Annotated in this window: 18 protein-coding genes and 1 tRNA gene; 8 read left to right on the plus strand and 11 right to left on the minus strand. The window is 72.8% G+C overall.

Annotation, left to right across the window (positions count from 1 at the left end):
* Window positions 1-27: 27 nt before the first annotated feature.
* A complete protein-coding gene (locus tag P0R35_RS12935) occupies window positions 28-840 on the minus strand; it encodes a DUF5806 family protein (protein WP_284012866.1) in 813 nt (270 codons plus the stop codon).
* 194 nt (window positions 841-1,034) lie between these two features.
* On the opposite strand from P0R35_RS12935, the gene P0R35_RS12940 reads away from it, so the two are divergent.
* Window positions 1,035-1,403, plus strand: coding sequence for a universal stress protein (locus P0R35_RS12940; RefSeq protein ID WP_284012867.1), 369 nt, complete (start codon window positions 1,035-1,037; stop codon window positions 1,401-1,403).
* Entirely contained in the window at window positions 1,400-1,960 is a 561-nt protein-coding gene (locus tag P0R35_RS12945) for a GNAT family N-acetyltransferase (protein ID WP_284012868.1), read from the plus strand. The genes P0R35_RS12940 and P0R35_RS12945 overlap by 4 nt, the downstream gene beginning before the upstream one ends.
* Window positions 1,961-1,994: 34 nt before the next feature.
* Here the strand turns inward: P0R35_RS12945 and P0R35_RS12950 are convergent, their stop codons facing one another.
* The 3 genes from P0R35_RS12950 to pheS all read right to left on the minus strand — a co-directional run bounded on the left by P0R35_RS12950 (window position 1,995) and on the right by pheS (window position 5,911).
* Entirely contained in the window at window positions 1,995-2,441 is a 447-nt protein-coding gene (locus tag P0R35_RS12950) for a universal stress protein (RefSeq protein ID WP_284012869.1), read from the minus strand.
* A gap of 168 nt (window positions 2,442-2,609) precedes the next feature.
* Complete coding sequence (pheT, locus tag P0R35_RS12955; protein ID WP_284012870.1) at window positions 2,610-4,415, minus strand: phenylalanine--tRNA ligase subunit beta; 1,806 nt, start codon at window positions 4,413-4,415, stop codon at window positions 2,610-2,612.
* Window positions 4,415-5,911 carry a phenylalanine--tRNA ligase subunit alpha gene (pheS, locus tag P0R35_RS12960; RefSeq protein ID WP_284012871.1) on the minus strand — a complete coding sequence of 499 codons (1,497 nt, stop codon included), beginning with the start codon at window positions 5,909-5,911 and terminating at the stop codon, window positions 4,415-4,417. Before pheS ends, pheT begins: the two co-directional genes overlap by 1 nt.
* A 134-nt stretch (window positions 5,912-6,045) precedes the next feature.
* Between pheS and P0R35_RS12965 the strand changes: the two genes are divergently transcribed.
* Complete coding sequence (locus P0R35_RS12965) at window positions 6,046-6,522, plus strand: DUF5518 domain-containing protein (protein ID WP_284012872.1); 477 nt, start codon at window positions 6,046-6,048, stop codon at window positions 6,520-6,522.
* A gap of 91 nt (window positions 6,523-6,613) precedes the next feature.
* Here P0R35_RS12965 and P0R35_RS12970 read toward each other — a convergent pair whose 3' ends face one another.
* Window positions 6,614-7,771: an NAD(P)/FAD-dependent oxidoreductase gene (locus P0R35_RS12970; RefSeq protein WP_284012873.1), complete on the minus strand. Its 1,158-nt coding sequence runs from the start codon at window positions 7,769-7,771 to the stop codon at window positions 6,614-6,616.
* A gap of 121 nt (window positions 7,772-7,892) precedes the next feature.
* Between P0R35_RS12970 and P0R35_RS12975 the strand changes: the two genes are divergently transcribed.
* Window positions 7,893-8,867 (plus strand): ornithine cyclodeaminase family protein, encoded by a 975-nt coding sequence (locus P0R35_RS12975; protein WP_284012874.1) that lies wholly within the window; start codon window positions 7,893-7,895, stop codon window positions 8,865-8,867.
* Window positions 8,868-8,913: 46 nt separating this feature from the next.
* On the opposite strand, the gene P0R35_RS12980 is transcribed toward P0R35_RS12975, so the two are convergent.
* From P0R35_RS12980 to P0R35_RS12990, 3 genes are all read right to left on the minus strand, one after another.
* Entirely contained in the window at window positions 8,914-9,063 is a 150-nt protein-coding gene (locus P0R35_RS12980; RefSeq protein WP_284012875.1) for a hypothetical protein, read from the minus strand.
* 99 nt (window positions 9,064-9,162) lie between these two features.
* Complete coding sequence (gene endA / locus P0R35_RS12985) at window positions 9,163-10,200, minus strand: tRNA-intron lyase (protein WP_284012876.1); 1,038 nt, start codon at window positions 10,198-10,200, stop codon at window positions 9,163-9,165.
* Window positions 10,201-10,282: 82 nt separating this feature from the next.
* Complete coding sequence (locus P0R35_RS12990; protein WP_284012877.1) at window positions 10,283-11,059, minus strand: topoisomerase DNA-binding C4 zinc finger domain-containing protein; 777 nt, start codon at window positions 11,057-11,059, stop codon at window positions 10,283-10,285.
* 262 nt (window positions 11,060-11,321) lie between these two features.
* Here P0R35_RS12990 and P0R35_RS12995 point away from each other — a divergent pair, with 262 nt between their 5' ends.
* Entirely contained in the window at window positions 11,322-11,993 is a 672-nt protein-coding gene (locus P0R35_RS12995; RefSeq protein ID WP_284014639.1) for an HAD family hydrolase, read from the plus strand.
* Here the strand turns inward: P0R35_RS12995 and P0R35_RS13000 are convergent.
* Complete coding sequence (locus tag P0R35_RS13000; protein WP_284012878.1) at window positions 11,936-14,278, minus strand: DEAD/DEAH box helicase; 2,343 nt, start codon at window positions 14,276-14,278, stop codon at window positions 11,936-11,938. The two genes, P0R35_RS12995 and P0R35_RS13000, sit on opposite strands and share 58 nt — an antisense overlap.
* A 243-nt stretch (window positions 14,279-14,521) precedes the next feature.
* Window positions 14,522-15,622, minus strand: coding sequence for an aminopeptidase (locus P0R35_RS13005; RefSeq protein WP_284012879.1), 1,101 nt, complete (start codon window positions 15,620-15,622; stop codon window positions 14,522-14,524).
* Between the two features lie 152 nt (window positions 15,623-15,774).
* On the opposite strand from P0R35_RS13005, the gene P0R35_RS13010 reads away from it, so the two are divergent.
* The 3 genes from P0R35_RS13010 (at window position 15,775) to P0R35_RS13020 (ending at window position 17,638) form a co-directional block, all read left to right on the plus strand.
* Complete coding sequence (locus P0R35_RS13010; protein WP_284014640.1) at window positions 15,775-16,746, plus strand: decarboxylating 6-phosphogluconate dehydrogenase; 972 nt, start codon at window positions 15,775-15,777, stop codon at window positions 16,744-16,746.
* Window positions 16,747-16,860: 114 nt separating this feature from the next.
* Window positions 16,861-17,445, plus strand: coding sequence for a 2Fe-2S iron-sulfur cluster-binding protein (locus P0R35_RS13015; protein ID WP_284012880.1), 585 nt, complete (start codon window positions 16,861-16,863; stop codon window positions 17,443-17,445).
* Window positions 17,446-17,565: 120 nt separating this feature from the next.
* A tRNA-Arg gene (locus P0R35_RS13020) sits at window positions 17,566-17,638 on the plus strand.
* A 12-nt stretch (window positions 17,639-17,650) separates the two neighbouring features.
* On the opposite strand, the gene P0R35_RS13025 is transcribed toward P0R35_RS13020, so the two are convergent.
* Entirely contained in the window at window positions 17,651-18,313 is a 663-nt protein-coding gene (locus P0R35_RS13025) for an HAD family hydrolase (RefSeq protein ID WP_284012881.1), read from the minus strand.
* Between the last annotated feature and the right edge of the window lie 28 nt (window positions 18,314-18,341).

An 18,341-nucleotide genomic window follows, 5' to 3' on the forward strand; every position in this document is an offset into this window, starting at 1 on the left:
CGGCCGCTCGGGACGGGGGCCGGCGACTCAGGACTCGTGGACGTGCCCGCACTCGGGGCACTTGACCTCCTCGCCGCGCACCTCCGCGCTCGCCTCGCGGACGTCGCGCATCACCGAGGAGATCTTGTCCTCGGCGGCCAGCTCCTCCTCGACGGCGAGGTCCGCGCCCTCCACTTCGAGCAGGAACTTCGCGACCTCCGTCGACTCGTACATCACGTCGTCGAGGTCCTCGGCGGTGAAGAAGCCCGACATCGCGCCGTAGAGGAACGTCGCGCCCGCCTTGCGCACCTTCTCCTCGAACGCCGCCCGCGCCTGGTTCACCGCCTGCGGCGTGTAGGTGTCCGTCATGAACGGCACGAGCCGCGGGAGGTTCTCGCCGATCTTCGTCATCTCGACGCCCGTCTCCGTCCGGAAGTCCGCACACAGCCGCGCGATCGCCCACTCGCGGGCGGTGACGTACGTCCGGTCGCGGAGGAACTCGTTGACCCGGTCGTACTCCGCGCGCTCCATCTTCTGGAAGCGGTCGTACTTCGCGACGTCGTCGGGGACGTCCGCGTCGACGCCCGGCACGTCGGCGCCGACGTCCGGTCCCGGCACCGACCCCGCCGTCTCCCCGCCGGCATCCGCGTCCGCCTGCGTGTCCGTGTCCGTCTCCGCTTCTGCCTCCGTGTCCGTGTCCGTCTCCGCTTCTGCCTCCGTGTCCGCCCCGCCGTCGCGGTCGTCGTCGGTCGTCACCGCCTCGTCCCCGGCGGCCGGTCGCTCGTCGTCGGGGGCGGCGTCCCCGGACTCCCCCGCGTCGACGAGTTCCTCGCCGCCGTCGGCCGCCGTGTCGTCGGTCATGCGCGCCCGTAGCCGAGCGACCGATAAAAAGCCGTTCCCGTCCGTCCGACGCGCGGCGGACGCCGGCGGTCCGGTCGGCGCCGTCGGTCGTCGTCGAGCGTCGTCGAGCGCCGTCGAGCGCGGCGACCGCCGTCCCGTCCGTCGGTCGCGGCGGCGGCGGCACGCTTTTGTCCGGGCCTACCGACGGTCGGCGCATGAAGGTACTGCTGGGTGTCGGCGGGAGCGAGGACTCCCTCCGTGCGTTGGAGGACACCGTCGAGCGGGCGCGGGCCGCCGGCGACGACCTCACCGTCGCGGTCGTCGAGAACCCCCGCTCCGAGCGCACGCCCGAGGAGGTGGAGGAGCGCGTCCGCGCGGTCCTCGGCGACGCCGGCATCGACGCCGACGTCCGCCGCGTCGACGGCGACGCCGGGAGCCAGATCGTCGACATCGCCGAGGACGAGGGGTTCGACATGATCGCCCTCGGCGGCGGCGAGACGAGCCCGATGGGGAAGATCAACCTCGGCAGCATCGCCCAGTTCGTCCTGCTGAACTCACACGTCTCCGTGAAACTGGTCCGATGACCGGGGACCGCATGTACCCCGAGGAGCCGGCGGGCCCGTTCGACCCGCCGCCGCTGTCGTTCGTCGACCGCGACGACCGCACCATCGAGATCCGACCGTACCCGCCCGACGCCGAGGGCGAGGCGGGGGAAGCCGAGTTCGAGGCGCTCGTGGAGATGTACACCGCGTTCGACCCCGCCGACCGCGCACAGGGGATCCCGCCGAGCCGCGAGGCGGACGTGCGCTCGTGGCTGGAGACGATCCTCGGCGGCGAGGGGTACAACGTCGTCGCGTGGGACGGCGACGCGGTCGCCGGGCACGCCACCCTCGTGGAGGACGGCGAGGCGTACGAGCTCGCGATCTTCGTCCTGCAGAAGTACCAGGGCTCGGGCATCGGCACCCACCTGATGAAGGCCTTGCTCGGCCACGGCGCCGCCAACGGCGTCGAGCACGTGTGGCTCACCGTCGAGCGGTGGAACCGCGCGGCGGTCGGCCTGTACAAGAAGGTCGGCTTCGAGACGAGCGACGCCGAGTCGTTCGAGCTGGAGATGACCGCGCAGTTGGCGAAGCCGGAGTAGCACGCGACGCGCCACCCCGACCGTCGCCGCCAGCTCAGACGGACAGGACCGGCTGACTCGCGTACAACAACACGTACTCGGCGGCCTTCTCCAGCACCTCCCCCGGCTCGCCCGTGAGCGGTTCGCGCGGGATGACGAGGAAGTCCGCGTCGACGTCCTCGGCGGTGTCGAGCACGACCGAGCCGGGGTGGGTGGTCTTGCGCTTCGTCGAGAAGCCGTAGGCGATCGAGGAGGAGACGGGGACGCCCTCGGCCTCGGCGAGCTCGCGGACCGAGTCGGTGAACGCCTCGGTGTCCTCGGCGACCTCCGACTCGTCGACGGCGGCCTCCTCGATGGCGCGGACGACCTCCTCGCCGAGCACGTACACCGCGTGGACCGCGGCGTCGTAGACGTCGGCGACGGCGACCGCGTACTCGACCGCCTCCAGTGACTCGTCGCTCCCGTCCACCGGGACCAGCACGCGTTCGACGGTCAGGCTCATACGCGTGCCTGCGTCGGAGGGCGTGAAAGGTGTTCCCCTCGGGCGACTCCCCGCTCGGGGCGCCCTCACGCGGTTCGGGCGGCGCGGCCGCCCGCCCGCCGTCGTGCCGTGACCCCCTTCGGGTGGAGCGCCGGCGACCCGGGACCTGTTCCCGGCCGCCGCCGCGGCTCACTCGAGCGCCGACAGCGAGAACTCGAACGCCGCGACCGGCACCTCCATGTCGCGCTCCACCAGCACCGCCGGGTGGAGTTCGCCGACCACGCCGACCGACTCGCCGTCGACGACGACCGCGGCGACCCGGCCGTCGAGGAAGCTCGGGTGGGTGGTCGCGGGCGTCTCCACGTCGGCGTCGAAGTCGTCGCAGACGGCCTGCACGCGCGCCTTCGCGTCCTCGTAGGTGGCGTCCGTCCGGGCGAGCACGCCCGCGACGCGGTAGTCCTCGGCGACCCGGGTGTTCACGTCGTCGTCGCGGTGGGCGACGAAGCCGACCTCCGCGAGGTCCTGCGGGTACGTCCGGTGGGTGTTGTTCTCCAGCACCTGCACCAGCGAGGGGAGCGCCCACGTCCGCAGTTGGGTGTAGTCCTCGCTGTACGGGCTGGTGATCACGGCGGCCGGCTCCGCCCCGAGCGGCGCCTCGGACAGGTCCGCGCCGGGGTCGCGCTCGTCGAGGCGCATCCGGTCGTAGTTCTCCGCCCCGGAGGTCATGTGGAAGTTCAGCATGTCCTCGAAGCCGAGGCCGACGAGGCTCGTGCGCACCGCACGCTCCAGCCGCGAGCGCTCGTGGCGCCCGCCGATTGTGCCGATGTCGGGGTAGCTGGGCTCCAACTCGTTGAAGCCGTACGCCCGGCCCACGTCGTCGACGAGGTCGAGCGGGTGGAGCACGTCGACGCGGTACGGGGGCACCGTCACGTCGTACACCGTCTCCTCCTCGCCGAGCGAGTAGGCGGCGTCCATCCCGGAGCGCTCGAACAGGTCGACGACCTCGTCGCGCTCCACCTCCACGCCGAGCATCGTCTCGATGCGGTCGTGCGTGACGGACTTCTCGTCGGTGTCGAAGTCCGGCCGGAGCAGCTCGGGCCCGTACTCGTCGGGGTACGTCGCGCCGTCCGCGTAGTCCACCTGCACCTCCTCGACGGTGCCGCCGCGCGCGGAGAGGGCGTAACAGAGGATGACGCACATCTTGTCGATGGTCCACTGGTCGGTGCCGGTCAGCTCGATGAACAGGTCGCGGGAGCCGGCGTCGACCTCGGTGCGCGACCCGTTGATGACGGGCGGGAACGAGAACAGCCCCAGCTCGTCGTAGATCGCGGGGTAGCGGTCCAGATCCTCGACCAGCTCCGCGTACGTGTCGCCGGTCGGGTGGTCCGTGAGCACCTGCGCGGGCGTCATGTCGGTGTTCGCGTCCAGTGGGACGAAGCGGTCGCCCTCGGGGTCGACGCCGCGGTAGGTGACGGTCTTCTCGGTCGCGCCCAGATCCGAGGAGGCGGCGTTGATGGTGCCCGACGGCTCGGACTCCTCGGTGAGCGCCTGCCCCTTCAGCATCGTGAGGTCGTGGACGCCGATGGCGCCCTTCGCGCGGCCCCGCCCCATCGTCGCGTGCAGCTTCTCCTGCAGTTGGATGAGCGAGTCGAGCCCCGACTCGTCGAGGTTCACGCCGCGCACGACGGCGCCGGTGACGTAGGGGCGCTCGTCGGGCACCGAGGGGTCGACTTCGATGGTCCAGTCGGCGTCGTTCGTCTCGGGGACGTACACGCCGCGGTCGGCGCCGTACTGGTAGCGCAGCGAGCGCGCCACCCCCTCGACCGACAGGCGGTCGAGGCGGTCCGGGCCGAACTCGAACTGGAGGAGGCCGTCCTCGGTGTCGCCCTCGTACTCGAGGCCGAGCGCGAACAGGTCCTGCTTGAACTCCTCGTCGGTCTTGTCCTCGCCGGTCAGGCCGCGCAGCTCGTCCGTGTCGATGTCGACGACTGGCATCAGTAGGTCACCTCCGCGTTCCGCAGGAACTCCAGATCCGCGAGCGTGCCGTGCAGGTCGCGGATGTCCTCGGCGCCGGTCGTGAGCATGGCGAGCCGCTCCAAGGCGAGCCCCCACGCCATCACGTCACAGTCGATCCCGAGCGGTTCGAGCACCTCGTCGCGGAACATCCCCGAGTTGCCGATCTCGATCTCCTCGCCCGTCTCGGGGTGTTCGCCGAACAGCTCGAAGCTCGGCTCCGTGTAGGGGTTGTAGTGCGGCTTGAACCGGATCTCCTCGATGCCGAACTGGCGGTAGAACTCCTCGAAGGTGCCCATCAGGTCGCGCACGGAGAGGTCCTCGGCCATCACCCACCCCTCGATCTGGTAGAACTCCAGCAGGTGGGTCGCGTCGAGCGTGTCGTTGCGGTACGCCTTCTGCACCGAGAAGTAGCGCTGTGGCGGCTCTAAGTCGGCGTCGGCGTACCCCGAGAGGTAGCGCATCGACAGCGACGTGGTGTGCCCGCACAGGGCGATGGCGCGCGCGAAGTCCTCCGACCACGGCGAGTGGTAGCCGTCGCCGTCCTCGCCGACGCCCTCGCGGTGGGCGTGCTCGACGCGGTCGACGAGCCCCTCGGGGAGGTCGCGCACGGGCGGCACGTCCAGCGCGAAGCGGTCCCAGTGGGTGCGCGCCGGGTGGTCCTGCGGCATGAACAGGCAGTCGTTGATCCAGAAGTCCGCGTCGGCGTGCGGGCCGTCCATCTCCTGGAAGCCCATGCCGACGAGCACGTCCTTCACGCGCTCGGCGGCGCCGCGGAGGACGTGCTCGCGGCCGCCCTCGACGGCGGGCGCGTCGGCCTCGACGTTGTACTCGGTGAACTCGACGTCTTCCCACTCGCCGCTGGTGAGCAGTTCGGGGGTGAGGCGGTCGACGGTCTCGGCGGCCTCGACGCCCTCCATCAGCGCCGTGACGCCCGCGTCGGTGAGCGTCACCGAGCGGACGGTCGTCTCGTCGACGTCAACCAGCCCGCGGCTCTCCAGCCGGTCGAGCAGGCCCGCGTCCTCGACTACCTCGCCGGCCGCGAGCGCGTCGAGCGCGGCGGCTTCCTCGTCGGCGTCGGGGTCGGCGTCCGCGTCGGCACTCACCTCGCCGCCGTCGACGACGCCGTACCCCTTGCGGGCGTAGTTGGCGAGCGCGATGTCGACCTCGGGCCCCTCCAGCCCGCTGGCGCCGATGGCCTCGCCCATCCCCACCGTGCCGCCGGCGTCGCGGGCCGCGCGGAACAGGCGGACCTCCGGCAGCCCGGCCTCGCGGTACGTCTCGCCCTCGTCGGTGAGCGTCGCCGACTCCTCGACGCGCTCGTCGACGGCGACGAGCCCCTCGTCGCGGAGGTCGAAGGCCGCGCGGGTGACCGTCTCGGGCTTCAGGTCCGTCTCCTCGGCGAGCTGTTCGATCGGCTTCGCGTCGGTCGCGCTGGCGGCCTCCAGCAACGCGACCTGCGCCTGTGGGAATCGCATTCGATTGTGTACGCGTCCGTCCGGTCGGGGGTTAGTCGTGTCGTTCCGGACCGCGGCTCCGTGTCGCCCCGCCGTGCGGCCTGTTCGCTCCCGCCCCGACGGTATTTATTCCCCCGCCGCACGATACTGTTCGTATGGCTACATCCTCACCCGGAACCCTCAAACACGCCGTCATCGGGGCGGTCGTGTCGCTCGTGACGTTCTTCCTGCCGTTCTCCCCGGCCATCGGCGGGGCCGTCGCCGGCTACCTCCACGGCCCCGACCGCACCGAGGGCGCGAAGGTGGGCGGCCTCTCGGGCCTGCTCGCGGCGGTCCCCGGCGCCGTGCTGGCGACGCTGATCGCGTCGGTGTTCGTCATCGTCGGCCCCGGACAGCGCTCGAGCCTGCTCGTCGCGTTCGGCGTGTTCTTCGTCGCGCTGCTGCTCGCGGCGCTGTACGGCGGCGCGCTCGGCGCGGTCGGCGGCTTCGTCGGCGCGCTCCTCAACGAGGAGTTCGCCTCGCCCGACCGCGTCGATCCCGCGGAACTGCGCGACGACGACGTCGACGAGGCCGCACCCCGCTCGGAGCTGACCGAGTTCGACGACTCCGCCGACGACACCAATCGCGCCTGACCGTCTCCCCACCTCTCCCCTCTCTCCTCTCTTCCTCTCCTCTTCTCCCTTCCCCGCTCCTTCGACCGCTTCCGTCCGTTCCTCGACCCGCTCACGCGACGTTCCGCTCGACGAGCGACTCGCCCGTCTCGAACCGCTCGCGCGACAGCGGCGACACGTCGACCGTCGACGACGCGCCGTCGAGCACCAGCTCCGCGACGGCCGTCGCCGTCGCCGGCGCGTGCTGGAAGCCGTGGCCGGAGAACCCCGCGGCGGTGACGACGCCCGGCACCGACTCCTCGACGATGGCGTGGTGGTCCGGCGTCACCGCGTACAGCCCGGCCCACCCGCCCGCGAGGCGGCTCTCGGGGCCGAAGTAGTCGGCGAACGCGCCGACGCGCTCGACCGCCTCGACGGCCCAGTCGGTGTCCGGTTTCTCCGAGCAGCGGTCCGGGTCGGTCACGACCGGGTCCGTCGCCGCGAAGTGGCCCCCGACGAGCGCGCGGCCGTCGCGCTCGGGCCGGAAGTGGGCGGTCGTGTCGGCGTCGACGACCAGCGGGTCGGTCTCCGGGACCGGGCGCTCGGGCTCGACGACGGCGGTCTGCCGGCGGTGCGGCACGATCGGCAGGTCGTAGCCGGCCGTCTCGGCCAACCGCGGCGCCCACGCGCCGGCGGCGTTGACGACGGCGTCCGCCGCGACCGCCTCGCCGGCGCCGGCCGCGAGCGCGACCCGGACGCCGGACTCGCGCGGGTCGAGCGCCGCGACGGGCGTGTTCGTCCGGATCTCGACCCCCGCCTCGCGGGCGGCGCCGGCGTACCCCTGGAGCGCGAGGTGGGGGTCCGCGAAGCTGTCCGTCGGGCAGTACGTGCCGGCGACGAACTCGTCGGGGCGCAGCCCCGGACAGATCTCGGCGGCCTCGTCGGGGTCGACGAGCCGGCTGTCGACGCCGAACTCCGCCTGCATCGCCACCTGGTCGGCGAAGGCGTCGGCGGTGTCCTCCTCGCGCGTACAGAACAGGTAGCCCGTCCGCCGGCGGTCGATGTCGACGCCGAACCGCTCGGCGAACGCGTCCCACACCTCGATGGACGCGACCGAGCACGCGACGTTGACGCGGGTGGAGAACTGCGCGCGGATGCCGCCGAGCGCGCGGTCGGTGCTGCCGGCGCCCAGACGCCCCCGTTCGAGGAGCGTCACGTCGGCGCCGCGGACGGCGAGTTCGTACGCGCTCGCGACCCCGACGATGCCTCCCCCGACCACGACGACGTGCATGACGTGTGGTGTGTAAACATGGGACTTGGGTGTTCGGGCTGTGCGGCGGGGGCGTCCCGGGCGGGGTCGCCCGCCGGGCGTGCGAGGAAACACGGAAGTCGTGCCGCCTCGACCCACGGCCATGCACGTCTTCGACGACGACGCGGTCGCCTCGCTGCTGTCGCTCGACGATCTGCTCGGGGTCGTCGAGACCGCCTTCCTGAAGCAGGGCCGCGGCGAGGTCGAACGCCCCGAACGCCCGCACTTCCCGGTCGGCGAGGGGCTCGACGGGCGCGCCGAGCCCGCGGGCACCGGACTGGCGATGCCGGCGTACGTCCACGGCGACCCGACGTACGCGACGAAGCTCGCCTCCGTGTTCCCCGGCAACGCCGACGCGGACCGCCCGACCGTCCAGGCGCAGGTGGTGCTCACCGACGCCGCGAACGGCGCGCCGCTGGCGCTGTTCGCCGGCGAGCGCATCACGAACGCCCGGACGGGCTGTATCGGCGGGCTCGCCGCCCGGGACCTCGCCCGGGGGTCGGGGCCGGTCGACCTCGCGGTGATCGGTGCCGGCCGGCAGGCCCGGTGGCAGACCCGCGCGATCGCGGCCGCCCGGGGGTCGAACGCGCCCGGGTCTTCTCGCCGACGCCCGCCTCGCGCGAGGGCTGTGCGGCGGCCCTCCGCGATCGGGGTCGACGCCGCGGCGGTCGCCTCGCCCGCGGCGGCCGTCCGCGACGCCGACGTGGTCGTCACCGCGACGACCAGCGAGACGCCCGTCCTCTCGGGCGAGGACCTCGCCGCGGGCGCGCTCGTCGTCGCCGTCGGCGCCTACGAGGCCGGGATGTGCGAACTCGACCGGGCGACGTTCGAACGCGCCGCGCGCGTGTTCGCCGACGTGCCCGAGGAGGTGGCGGGCATCGGCGACGTGCGCGACAACGGGGTCGACCCGGCGCGACTCGCTCCGCTCTCGGACGTGTTCGCGGGGGCGGCCGGCCGGGAGGCCGACGACGACGTGATCGTCGTGGAGAGCGTCGGCTCGGCGGTGTTGGACACGGCGACGGCGACCCACCTGTGGGCCGCGGCGACGGACGCGGACGGCGTCGCGGTCGAGTTCTGAACGGCGCGAGCGGGCGGCCGGACGGCGGGCCGGCGGCGTCGCCCTCTCAGTCCACGGTGCGCTGGATGGTCGTGATCGTGAGCCCGTACGCGGAGCCGCAGTCGTCGCAGACGGCGACGGTGCTCACTTCGACGTCGCCGCCGCGCGTGAAGTCGGACACCTCCGCGCCGCAGGCGCACTGGAACGTGTACTCCATTCGATAGCCGACTCTCGCGTTGAGTCAATACGTCTTTTGGTTGAAACGCGGCCGGCCGCCGGACGCACCCCCGGCCGCGGTGCCGGGGTCACGCCGCCGTCAGGGCGTCAGCCGGCCGACGGTCAGGTACTCGACGTCCGCCCCGTCGGCGAGCGCGAACACCATCTCCTTGCGGACGCCGCCGGCGAGGCGGACGTCGAGCGCCAGCTCGCGCGGGTGGAACCGGTGGTCGGGGGTGACGACCCGCACGAGTCGCTCGGAGTGCGGGAGGTCGGCGACCGACTCCACGGCGTCGTACGTCCGGAAGTCCGCGCCGAACTTGTAGCCCGTCTTCGGGACGACGCCGCGGTCCCGGAGCCGACGGTACACCGCGAGGCGGCGGTCGAAGCGGTCGCCCTCCACGGCACGCCCGCGGTCGACGACGGCCTCGGGGTCGAGGTCGACCGCCCCGCGTGCGGCCAGGTCCGCCGCCTCCAGCAGCGACAGCTGGAGCGCGTCCACGTCGGCGTCGTCGCGCCCCGAGACGGGCTGGCCGTAGAACGCCGACTCGTAGAGGGCGGCGGGCGGGCTCCAGCAGACGACGCGGTCGTCGAGCAGGTCCGCGTCGAGGCCGCTCGGGAGGTCGTAGGCGGTACGGCCGTCGAAGCCGCCGCCCGCGGCGCACGCGAAGTACGACACCTCGCTCTCCTCGTCGACGACCGCCAGCGTCGCGCCCGCGAGGTCGGCCGCCGCGAGCTCCTCGCGCTCGCCGACCACCCGGACGCGGTGGGCGACCGGCCCGCCGGGCTTCTCCCCGCGCTCGAACACGAGCACGTCGGCGCCCTCGGCGGCGGCGCCCCCGGCGCCCGGCCACCCGTCGCGGGCGGGCGCGAGGTAGAACCCCCGCTCGCGCAGGTCGGTGTACACGAGGAACCGGGCGGCGAACCCCGCCTCGCTCGCGACGCTGTCGCGGAAGAACGCCCGGAAGCCCATCCCCGAGACCGCCTCGAGGTCGCCGCGGTACAGCAGGTGGGCGGCCTCCACGCGGGCGAGCGTGACGTCGGGCCCGTCGGCGCGGCCGTACCCCCGTGCGTCGTGGAACCGCTGGCGGGCGTCGCCCCGGGCGCGGACGACGTCGCCGTCGAGTGTCGCGTTCATCCTGTGTACCGCCGGGAGGTTCGGGTATAGGGGCTGTGGTCCGGCGAGACGGTCGGTCGCGTGCCGGCGTCGCCGTCGGCGTTCACGGCCCCGGTTCGGGGTCGGCGGGGCGGTCCAGTTCGCAGGTCCCGTCCAGACACCGGGTCGCGGTCGCGGTGTCGAACCGCGGGAGCCCGCACGCACACTCCCCGGCGAACGTGCCCGCCGGCACCGAGAACGCCGTCTCGCAGTCGGGGTAGCCGTCGCAGCCGAGGAACGCCCGGCCGCGGTGCTCCCTGACGCGCAGGTCGCGCCCGCAGTCCGGGCAGTCGAACCGCCGGTCCAGCACGTCGCGGACGGCGTCGGTCAGCGAGTCGCACGCGTAGTCGACACACAGGTCGAGCGACGCGCCGCGCTCGACGGTCATCACGGGGAGCCCGCAGTCGTCGCACGTCCGGTCGTCGTGGACCGTCGCCCCCGACGGGAGGCCGTAGCCGTCCCCGCAGCCGAGACACACCACGTCGCCGCCGGCGCGCACGAGCGCCGCGCCACAGTCGGGGTCGGGACACTCGCCGACCGGCACCCCCGCGTCGGTGACGGGGAACTCGACGACGTCGCCGGCGTCGTGCGAGCGCACCGCGAGGGTGCGGCCGGCGTCGTGGGCGGTGACCGCGAAGCCGCGGTCGTCGGCCTCGACGGTGAGGGAGTCGGCGCGCGTGAGCCACGCGACGGGCTGGTAGCCGGAGCGGTCGTGGACGAGCAGGGTGCGGTCGGGCTTCGCGAGGACGACGACGCGCCCGCGCTGGAGCCGTTCGTCGCCGGTCGTCGTCTCGAAGCGCGTCGTACAGTCGCCCGCGAGGAGGGTACAGGTCGCTGGCACGGGGCGAGTGGTCGCACTCTCCTACTTGGACCCTCGGCCCGCGCGCCTCCCGGCGGGCCGGAACGTCCATCCCGCCGGAGCGGCACGGTGGGGTATGTCCGAGTCATCCGACGGCGACGCCGACGCCTCCGGCGGCACCGACGCGCCCGACGCCACCGCGGGGGCGGACACGACCGACGCCCCCGGCGACGCGTCGTCCTCGGCGCCCGGCACCGAGCAGGCGGTCGCGGCCGACGCCGCGCCGGTCGTCGTCTGTTTCGACATGGACGGCGTGCTCGTCGACTCCGAGGACTACTGGCACGCCGCCGAGCGCGAGGAGATCTTCCCGGCGGTGCTCGACGGCGCCCACCCCGACCTCGACGAGGTGACGGGGATGTACTACGGGGAGATCTACGACTACCTCGCCGAGCACTACGACACGACCGTGAGCAAGGCCGAGTTCATGGCGCTGTACGACGAGACCGCCCGCACCGTCTACGGCGAGCGCGTCGCGCTCCTCGACGGCGTCGCCGACTTCGTCGCGAGCCTCCGCGGCGAGGGCGTCCCGGTCGGACTCGTCTCCTCGTCGCCGCGCGACTGGATCGCGACCGTGGTCGACCGCTTCGATCTGGCGTTCGACGTGGTCGCCCCCGCCGAGGAGTTCGACGGCCCCGGGAAGCCCGACCCGGGGCTGTTCGAGGCGGCGATCGCGGAGCTGGGCGGCGTGCCGAGCCGCGCGGTCGCGGTCGAGGACTCCGAGAACGGCGTGCTCGCGGCGTCCCGGGCGGGCGCGTACACGATCGCCGTCCGCGGCGACCACAACGCCGACACCGACCTGTCGGCGGCCGACGAGGTGGTCGACCGCGACGACCCCGCGGCGCTGTTCGCGGCGGTGCGTCAGTCGACGCTGACGATCCGCGAGTCCGCCTCCGGCAGCAACGGCAGGTCGGGGTAGACGACCTCCACCTCGTAGCGCATCTCCGCCTCGCCGGGCGCGCCGAACACGCCGACCGGGACGGTCGTCTCGTCGGTGAAGTACAGCGTCTTCTCGGTCATCTCCACGCCGTTGGCCGTCACGCGGATCCCCGCGCGGGCGTTCCCCCCGACGTTGCGCACCGTCACCTCGCACATCTCGTTGTCGGCGGTGCCGATCGACTCGGGGAACGACCCCCACTCGACGACGGCGTTCGGGAGGTCCGCCGCCTGCCGGATCACGCGCTCGGCGACGCCCTCGGACAGCCCCGCCCGCGTGAGGCGGTCGACGCCCGCCGACACCACGTCCGCCGGGGTCGTGAGGCCGCCGGAGGCGAGGCGCTCGGCGCGCCCCTCGCCGACGCCCTCGATGGCGGTGAGGCCGACGGCCTCGCGTTTGACGCCGTGTTCGACGCGCGCCTCGACGCGGCGGACGAGGTTGGCGGCGCGCGGCCCCGCGACCGCGTCGGCGAACTCCCGCAGCGCCGCCAGCAGGCGCAGGGCGTTCTGCTCGATGATCCACGCGTCCGAGCGCAGGTCCGACGGGGTGGAGCCGCGGACCGCGGCGTGGAGGATGGCGAGCACCTTCCGGTTGCCGCCCTCGAGGCTCGTGTCGATCCCGTCGAGCACGCGGTCGACGGCGTCGGCCTCGGCCGAGCGCGCCGAGGCGGAGTCGAACTCGGCGGCCGCGGCGACCGTGTGGAGTACGCTGTTCTCGTCGATCGACCGCCGCTCGCCCAACTGCGCGAACCGCTCGGCCGTCTCCATGCGGAGGTAGTACTTCGAGGCGAGGCGGCCGAGCGTCGTCGCCTCGATGCCGAGCGTCTCGTCGGTCTCGACGAACCCGCGGTCCACGAGCGACTCGACCGTCTCGCGCACCCGGTCGCGGACGCCCTCGAAGTCGTACTCCTCGGGCTTGGTGCCGGCGCGCACGTAGTAGAACGTCGTCTCCAGCCACGACATCACGTCGTCCAGCCCGGAGATGGTGCCCAGCGCGATCTCGGCGTTGAGGTGGGAGTCGAGGTCCTCGGCGAGACGCGACTCGATCTCTTTGCCCTCGCGGAGCAGCTTTCGGTACTTGTCGGCGTCCGAGCGGTCGCAGACGACCCACCCGTACCCCACGTCGTCGTACCCCGGCCGGCCCGCGCGGCCGAGCATCTGGAGCACGTCCAGCGGGCTGATGTCCACCTCGCCCTCCAGCGGGTCGTGGTGTTTCGTGTCGCGGATGACGACACAGCGGGCGGGGAGGTTCACGCCCCACGCGAGCGTCGAGGTGGAGAAGAGGAGCTGGATCTTCCCCTCCTTGAACCACCGTTCCACGTGGTCCTTGTCGTTCTTCGAGAGCCCGGCGTGGTGGAAGGCGACGCCGTCGACGACGGAGTGGCGGAGGGTGTCGTTGTCCAGCTCCTTGGCGGCGTTGTGGAAGTCGTACTCGCCGCGCGCGCCCATCGGCAGGTCGCGCTCGGCGACCTCGTCGCGGGCCTTCTTCGCGGCCATCACCGTGTCCTGCCGGGAGGAGACGAACACGAGCGCCTGCCCCTCCTCGCGGATGTGCGGCTCCGCGAGGTCGAGCGTGCGGTACAGCCGGCGGTACTTGTCGGCGAAGGAGTTGTCGCCGTGGGTGTACGTCTTCACGCCGGTCTCGAGGTCGACGGGCCGGTAGTCGTCGCCGAACTCGAAGGTGGTCTCCGGCGGCGCGTCGAGCCACTCGGCGACGTCGGCGACGTTGGGCATCGTCGCCGACAGCGCGACCACGCGGGGGTCACAGATGCGGCGCAGGCGCGAGACGGTCACCTCCAGCACCGCGCCGCGTTTGTCGGAGTCGAGCAGGTGGACCTCGTCGATGACACAGCAGTCGACGTCGTTGATGAAGTCGTAGCGGGCCGACTCGTGTTTCCGCGTCGCGGAGTCGGTCTTCTCGGGCGTCATCACGAGGATGTCGGCGCGCTCGGCGCGGCGGGGGTTGAGGTCGCGCTCGCCGGTGACGACGTACACCGAGTAGCCCAGGTCCTCGAAGCGCTCCCACTCGGCCTCCTTCTCGTTGGTGAGCGCGCGCAGGGGGGCGATGAACAGCGCGGTGCCGCCCGTCTTCAGCGTCTCACAGATCGCCAACTCCGCGAGCGCGGTCTTGCCGGAGGCGGTCGGGGCGGCCGCGACGACGTTCTCGTCGCGGTCGAGGATGGCCGGCAGCGCCTCCCGCTGCATGCGGTTGAACTCCTCGAACCCGAACGCGTCGGCGAACTCCGGAACGGCGTCTGCGACTTTCATGAGAGATTGGGTGGGGTGGGTGTCCGGTGGCGCGGTCCGTCTGTCCCGCGACGCTGGGCCGGTCGGGACCGCGCCGGCGACTAGGAGTAGGTCGGGGCGCTTCCGCGGATGAACCTTTCCCTCCGCGTCGGTCGGTTCGTGCGGAGCCCGGGGCTCGCGTGTCGGCGACGACGGACGGCGTCGACCGTCTCGCGGACCTCGCGGACGCCACCGCGGAGTCGGGCCGGCGCTCGCCGCCCCGGTCTACTCGCCGAACCCGTCCTCCCAGCGGAACGTCCCGTCGCGCTGGACGACCTCGCCGTCGACCAGCATGCGCGAGTCCTCGGACATGTCCGTGATCATGTCGACGTGGACCGCCGAGTCGTTGCCCGACTCGCCCTCCGGCAGGCAGGAGTCGTACGCCCGGCCCACCGCGAGGTGGACCGTGTCCCCCATCTTCTCGTCGAACAGGATCGAGTCGGTGAAGCGGTCGATGCCGCGGTTCATCCCGATCCCCAGTTCGCCGAGGCGCCGGGCGCCCTCGTCGGTGTCGAGCACGTCGGCGATGGCGGCCTCGCCCTGCGCGGCGGAGAAGTCGACGACCTCGCCGCCCTCGAACGTCAGCGACACGTCCCGCACGCGCCGGGCGTCGATGGTCATCGGCACGTCGAAGAACACCTCGCCCTCGGTGGCGTGCGGCGCCGTGAACACCTCGCCGGAGGGGAGGTTGTGGGAGTCGTACGCGACCGACGCGGCGGAGTTGACGGCGGTCCGGCCCTCGATGGACATCGTGAGGTCGGTGCGCTCCTTCTCGATGCGGACCTCGCTCCCCTCGTCGAGGATCTCCTTCATCTTCGCCATCTCCCCGGCCAACGACTCCCAGTCGCGGAGGACGGCGTCGTACACGAAGTCCTGGTACTCCTCGTAGGCCATCCCGGCCTGCTGGGCCAGCGAGCGGGTCGGGTGGACCGTCGACACCCAGTCGGTGTCCATCCGGGCCTCTCGGGTCGCCGTGGTCGCCTTCCGCGCGGCCGTCCGGCGGTCGCCGTCCACGTCCGCGAGGGCGGTCGTGTTGCGCCCGCCGCCGACGCGGAGGTACACGTCCGCGGCCTCCAGCATCGCCAGTTTCGGCTCGCTGTGGGCGAACTCGCGGTCGTCGTCGCCCGCGCGGAGGAACGCGCGGCCGACCTCGCTGGAGCCGTACGTCGTGAGGAGGGTGGCGTCGCGCTTGCCCAACTCCTCGGCGACCGCGACCGCCAGATCGTGAGCGCCCTCGGCAACGTCCAGCACCACCTGGTCGCCCGCCTCGACGCGGGCGCTCCAGTCGACGAGTACCTCGGCGTGCTCGCGCACTCTGTCGTCCATATCGGTCGTCCGACTGCGGGGCGCGTAAGTGCGGCGCTTCCCCGCCCGCGTCGCCGGCGGACTGCGCGTGCGGTCGTCGCCTCGGCGCCCGATCCGCCGACACCGCACACCGCAACGCCTACGCCCCGCGTCGCCGACGCGCCGGTATGAGCATGCAACTCGGCGTGATCGGGCTGGGGCGGATGGGTCGCATCGTCGTCGACCGCGTCCTCGACGCCGGTCACGACGTCGTCGCGTTCGACCTCTCGGCGGAGGCGACCGCCGCCGCCGCGGAGGCCGGCGCCGAGCCCGCCGACTCCGTCGCGGACCTGTACGAGCGACTGAGCGAGGGCGAGCGGAGCGAGCCCTCGAACCGAACGGGGAGCGAAGCGACCCGTGAGGACGACGGGAGCGACGCCGACGAGGGCGTCCGCATCTGGCTGATGGTCCCCGCCGGCGACGCGGTCGACGCCACGCTCGACGACCTCGAACCGCACCTCACGGACGACGACGTGGTCGTCGACGGCGGCAACTCCCACTTCGAGGACTCCGTGCGCCGCGCCGAGGCGACCGACGCGGCGTACCTCGACTGCGGCACCTCCGGCGGCCCCGCCGGCGCGGAACTCGGCTTCTCGCTGATGGTCGGCGGTCCCGCGTGGGCGTACGAGGAACTGACGCCGGTGTTCGACGCCGTCGCCACCGGCCCCGCGGGGCACGACCGCATGGGCGAGGCCGGGTCGGGCCACTACGTGAAGATGGTCCACAACGGCGTCGAGTACGCGCTGATGCAGGCCTACGGGGAAGGATTCGAACTGCTCCACGAGGGCCGCTACGACCTCGACCTCGAGGCCGTCGCGCGGACGTGGAACAACGGCGCGGTGATCCGGTCGTGGCTGCTGGAACTGTGCGAGGAGGCGTTCCGCGAGGAGGGGAACGACCTCGGCGACGTGGCCGACCGCGTCGAGGGCGGGTCGACGGGCACGTGGACGGTGCAGGAGGCGCTCGAACAGGAGGTGCCCGTGCCGCTCATCTACCAGGCGCTGGCCGAGCGCTTCGACTCGCGCCGCGAGCGGTTCGGTCGCCGCCTCGCCAGCCGCCTGCGCTACGGCTTCGGGCGCCACGACGTCCCGCGGAACGGCGAGTAACGCGCTCCCGCGGCCGCGGACGGGGGCGAACACGTTCGCAGTCTCGCGATTCGACGTTCCCGGCGTCGCTCGACAATCACAACCCTTGTTACCCCCCGCTTCATAGGCGCGAGCATGGTAGACCCCGTGGCAATCGGGTTCGGCGCGGGCCTCGTGCTGGTCTTCGTCGCCCTGCACTTCGCCCGCGGCACGGGCTGGGAGGCCACCGCGGACATCTCCGAGGAGGTCATCGAGCGGCGCGCCTCCACCGTCGAGGAGACGGAGTTCCCCGAGCCGGGCAGCCGTGCCGTCGGCGGCGGGAGCGTCCCCGCCGGCGCCATCGCGACCGGCGACGAGGACGGCGAACTGGAGGGCGGCGCGGCCGCCGAGGAGGAGACGAGCCCCGCCGACATCCCCGAGGACGAAGTCGAGTACTTCGAGGTCGAGTACGCGAAGGAGGGCGACACCATCGAGGTCGCCAACAACCAGACCGTGCTGGAGGCCGGCGAGGACAACGGCTGGGACCTCCCGTACGCCTGCCGGCAGGGGCAGTGTGTCTCCTGTGCCGGGCAGATCACCTCCGGCGGCAACTCCGAGGAGTACGTCACGCACGACGACCAGCAGATGCTCGACGACGCCGAGCTCGACGAGGGGTACACCCTCACCTGCGTCGCCTACCCGAAGGCCGACTTCACCATCGAGACCGGCGAAGCGCCGTAACACGGCGCGCGCCGTCGCCACGGTTCTCCCCGTCCGTTCGTCCCCGACAGCGACCGCCCCCCGCTCGCGCCGGCTCGGGTTCCGAAGGCTTATTCGCCGGGGTGCGGTAGGTGTCGCCGAGGGCGGCTAGTTCAGCGGACAGAACGCTTGGTTCCGGACCAAGAGGTCGGGGGTTCAAATCCCTCGCCGCCCGTGTTCTCCCCGATCACGCGCTCGCGCCCGGCAGCGCCGCGAGCGTCTCCACCTCGTGGGTCGGCTCCTCCCCCTCGAGGTCGTACCCCTCGCGGTGGTCGCGCCACACGAACGCCGAGTCGACGCCGGCGGCGGCCGCGGCGGCCACGTCGACCCGGCTGTCGCCGACGTACAGCGCGTTCCGCGTCCCCAGGTCCGCGAGCGCGCGCTCGAGGTAGTGGGGGTCGGGCTTGCGCCGGGCGACCCCCGCCACCGTCGGGTCGCGGCCGTACGCCGTCGCGAACAGCTCCCCGAGGCCGTGTGCGTCGACGACCGCCTCGACGGTCGCGTGCTGGTTGTTGCTCACGAGGCCGAGGCGCGCGCCGTCGCCCAGCGACTCCAGCGCGTCGACGTCGTCGTACAGCGCCTTCCCGCCCGCGGCGAGCACCGCCCGCTGGATGGCCGCCGAGCGCGCCTCGCGTTCGGCGATCACCGCCTCGGGGTCGAGGTCGTACGGGGCGCACGCGTCGGCGAACTCGTCGACGCGCGTCCACGCGAACGCCTCCACGTGCTCGTCGGCCGGCTCGACGTCGAACGCCGCGAACGCCTCGCGGGCGGCCCGCCGGAACACGTCGGCGTCGCTGCGGTGGACCAGTACCCCGTCCATGTCGAACACGACCGCGTCGTAGTCGGTCACTGGTGAGCGAGGAGGGCCGCCGCGCGAA

It is taken from the genome of Halobaculum litoreum (assembly GCF_030127125.1).
Classification (GTDB): domain Archaea; phylum Halobacteriota; class Halobacteria; order Halobacteriales; family Haloferacaceae; genus Halobaculum; species Halobaculum litoreum.